Genomic DNA, 3,338 nt, shown 5'->3' on the forward strand with positions numbered 1-3,338 from the left:
CTACGTCTGCCGAGATGGTCCGCACACGAGGCATGGTGCCGGCCACCCCCGACAGTTTCCCGCGATCACGGGCCTGCGCGCGGCGGCGGGTCCGGGACCGGCTCGTCGACCGTGCCGTCGTCGTGCGGGCGGCGTTCCGCCCTGACCACCAGCACGACGGCGACCAGCACGATCCCCCCGCCCAGCACCTGCAGCAGCGAGAACCGCTCGTCGACCAGCAGGACGCCGAGCAGCACCGCGATCACCGGGTTGACGTAGGCGTAGGTCGCGACGGTCGAGACGGGCAACCGGCGCAGCGCGAGCGCGTAGCCGCTGAACCCACCGAGGGTCGCCAGCGCCGCGGCCACCCAGAACCACCACGTCGAGGCGGGCAGCGCCCCGAGGTCGACCCGACTGCCCACCGCCGTCCCGACCACGAGCATGATCACGCCACCGGCGAGCATCTGCACCGCGGCCAGCGCGAACGGGTTCGGCGGGACCGGTAGCCGGGTCGTCGCGAACGTCCCAGTAGCTCCAGGCCTGGTAGGCCAGCACGAGCGGCAGGAACACCACGGCGACCCAGGAGATGACGGTCAGCGTGTACGGCGCCGAGGCCGCGTTCGCGACGGTGAGCGAGAAGGCGGGATCGGTGCTCGACGGCAGGACCTCGGGGAACAATGAACCGAAGACCAGGACCGCCAGGCCGCCGACCGCCAGGGCGGTGGCGGTGAACGCCCAGCCCTCACGACCCCGTCGCACCAGGCCCGCCCCCAGGGCGAGCGCGACGACCGACACCAGAGCCGGGGCGAGGGTCCAGCCCGCACCGCTGCGCGCCTGCGTCCAGCCGGCGAAGGCGACCAGCAGCGGCAGCACCACCGGCGACGCCCACGCCGCGAAGGACCGTGCCCGCAGGCGGACCGGGCCGTCGGTCTTGAGGCTCAGGAACACCGCGCCGTGCAGCAGGAACAGACCCAGGGTCAGCAGGCCGCCGAGCACCGCGTACCCGTTGAAGAGCCCGAACACGGTCGTGGTGACGACGTGGTCGGCGCCCATCTCCAGCCCGCGGACGAGGTTCGCGAACAGCAGGCCCCACAGGAAGGCGGGGATCGCACTGCCCGCCACGATGACGGCGTCCCAGCGCCGCCGCCACGCGTCCGAGTCGACCTTGCCGCGGTACTCGAACGCCACGCCGCGCCCGATCAACGCGAGCAGGATCAGCAGCATCGGCAGGTAGAAACCGCTCAGCATCGACGCGTACCAGGCCGGGAACGCGGCGAACGTGGCGCCGACGGCGGTGATCAGCCAGACCTCGTTGCCGTCCCAGACGGGCCCGATGGAGTTGATCATCACGCGGCGGTCGGTGTCGTCGCGGGACAGCACCGGGAGCAGGGCGCCGACGCCGAAGTCGAAGCCCTCCAGCACGAGGTAGCCGGTCCAGAGGACGGCGATGGCGACGAACCAGACGACGGGGAGATCCATGGTGGGCTCCTAGTAGACGAACGCGGGGACGCGGTCGTCGGTCTTCTCGGGCTCGGGCTCGGCCTCGGTGGGATACGGCATGACCGACGCCGTGCCCGCCTTCACGTACCGGAACAGCAGACCCGCCTCGACGACCGCCAGGACCGCGTAGAGCAGCGTGAACGCGCTCAGCGAGATCGCGACCTCGGTCAGGCTCACCCCGGGCGACACACTGTTCGCGGTGAGCAGCTCACCCACGACCGTCCAGGGTTGGCGGCCCATCTCGGTGAGGATCCAGCCGAAGATGTTCGCCAGCAGGGCCGCGGGCAGGGCGGCGACGACCAGCCGGTACTGCCAGTCCCAGCGGAACAGCCGCCCGCCGCGGGTCAGCCAGAGCCCGACGACCGAGATCGCCACACCCGCCAGCCCCAGCCCCATCATCATCCGGAAGGCCCAGTACAGGAGCCCGACGTTCGGGATGTAGGTGCCGGGGCCGAACACCTGCTCGTAGCGGGCCTGGATGTCGTTGATGCCCTGCACGTCGCCGGAGAAGTCGCCGGTGGCGAGGAAGGCGAGCACCCCGGGGACCTGCACGTTGACGTGGTTGCGGCCGTCCTGGATGTCGCCCACGGCGAAGATCGAGAACCCGGCCGCGTGCTCGTCGTCCCACAGCGCCTCGGCGCTCGCGAGCTTCATCGGCTCGTACTGCGCCATGAGCTTGGCCTGGTGGTCGCCGGAGATCGTGACGACCACGCCGGCGATCGCGGTCACCACGAAGCCCGCGCGCATGCTCTTGCGGAACAGCTCGTGCTCGCGGGGCTCGGCGTTCTTCAGCAGCTTGTACGCGCTGACCGCGGCCACGAACAGACCCGCCGCGATGAACGCCGCGCTCACGACGTGCAGGTAGGTCGACCAGGCCTGGTCGTTGCTCAGCACCGCCCAGATGCTGGTCAGCCGCGCCTGCCCGGTGACCGGGTCGATCTCGAAACCGACCGGGTGCCGCATCCAGGCGTTCGCCGCGAGGATGAAGTAGGCCGAGAGGTTCGTGCCGATCGCGGCGGCCCAGATGCAGGCCAGGTGCACGCGGCGGGGGAGCTTGTCCCAGCCGAAGATCCAGAGGCCGATGAAGGTCGACTCGAGGAAGAAGGCGAGCAGGGCCTCCATGGCCAACGGCGCCCCGAAGACGTCCCCGACGAAGGTCGAGTAGTCGCTCCAGTTCATCCCGAACTGGAACTCCTGCACGATCCCGGTGACCACGCCCATGGCGAAGTTGATCAGGAAGAGCTTGCCGAAGAACTTCGTCGCGCGGAGGTACTCGGTCCGGCCGGTGCGGTGCCAGGCGGTCTGGAGGGAGGCGACGACCACGGAGAGCCCGATCGTCAGCGGGACGAACAGGAAGTGGTAGATCGTCGTGATGCCGAACTGCCAACGGGCCAGGTCCAGTGCCATGGCGGAGGCTCCTCCCGAACTTCTACAACTTGTAGAGGCTCGGTCTCAGTTCTACACGAGGTAGAACATGAGCGCGGTGTGTCCCCACCCACCCGCCGAGATGAACCTCAGTGCTGTCTCGGAGGGGTCCGAACAGCACCGAGGTTCATCTCGGCGGGTCAGACGGTGACCGTCGCGTAGCGCTCGCCCGCCGTGTTCTCGACGACGACGGACTGGACCTGGTCCGGGGCGATGCCCGCGCTGCCGTCGAGGTGGACGCCGCCCGCCTCGCCCTGCGGCGGCACGACCCAGCCGCCCGCGACCTCCTCGGTCCCGTCCTTCGCCACCACCAGGAGCCTGCAGTGCTCGCCCGCGGGCACGCCCTTGACGTTGGCGGCCAGCCGCACCCAGCCGTTCGCCGGGATCACCGTGACGGCCGCGGTCACCGGTCCCTGGGTCGTCTCCATGGTCCG

The 3,338-nt window shown here is 70.2% G+C and carries 2 protein-coding genes and 2 pseudogenes; all 4 read right to left on the minus strand.

Annotated features, from left to right (window positions below; all coding sequences use genetic code 11):
- Positions 1–65: 65 nt before the first annotated feature.
- Positions 66–443, minus strand: a complete 378-nt coding sequence (locus H5J29_RS35440; RefSeq protein WP_246394299.1) for an EamA family transporter — start codon at positions 441–443, stop codon at positions 66–68.
- Between the two features lie 73 nt (positions 444–516).
- A pseudogene (gene cydB, locus H5J29_RS35445) lies at positions 517–1,458 on the minus strand (cytochrome d ubiquinol oxidase subunit II); the annotation flags it as partial.
- A gap of 9 nt (positions 1,459–1,467) precedes the next feature.
- Positions 1,468–2,886 (minus strand): cytochrome ubiquinol oxidase subunit I, encoded by a 1,419-nt coding sequence (locus tag H5J29_RS26170; RefSeq protein WP_181783679.1) that lies wholly within the window; start codon positions 2,884–2,886, stop codon positions 1,468–1,470.
- Between the two features lie 158 nt (positions 2,887–3,044).
- A pseudogene (locus H5J29_RS26175) lies at positions 3,045–3,338 on the minus strand (anti-sigma factor); the annotation flags it as partial.

Origin of the sequence: Pseudonocardia pini, assembly GCF_013870575.1 — a bacterium.
GTDB classification, from domain to species: Bacteria; Actinomycetota; Actinomycetes; order Mycobacteriales; family Pseudonocardiaceae; genus Pseudonocardia; species Pseudonocardia pini.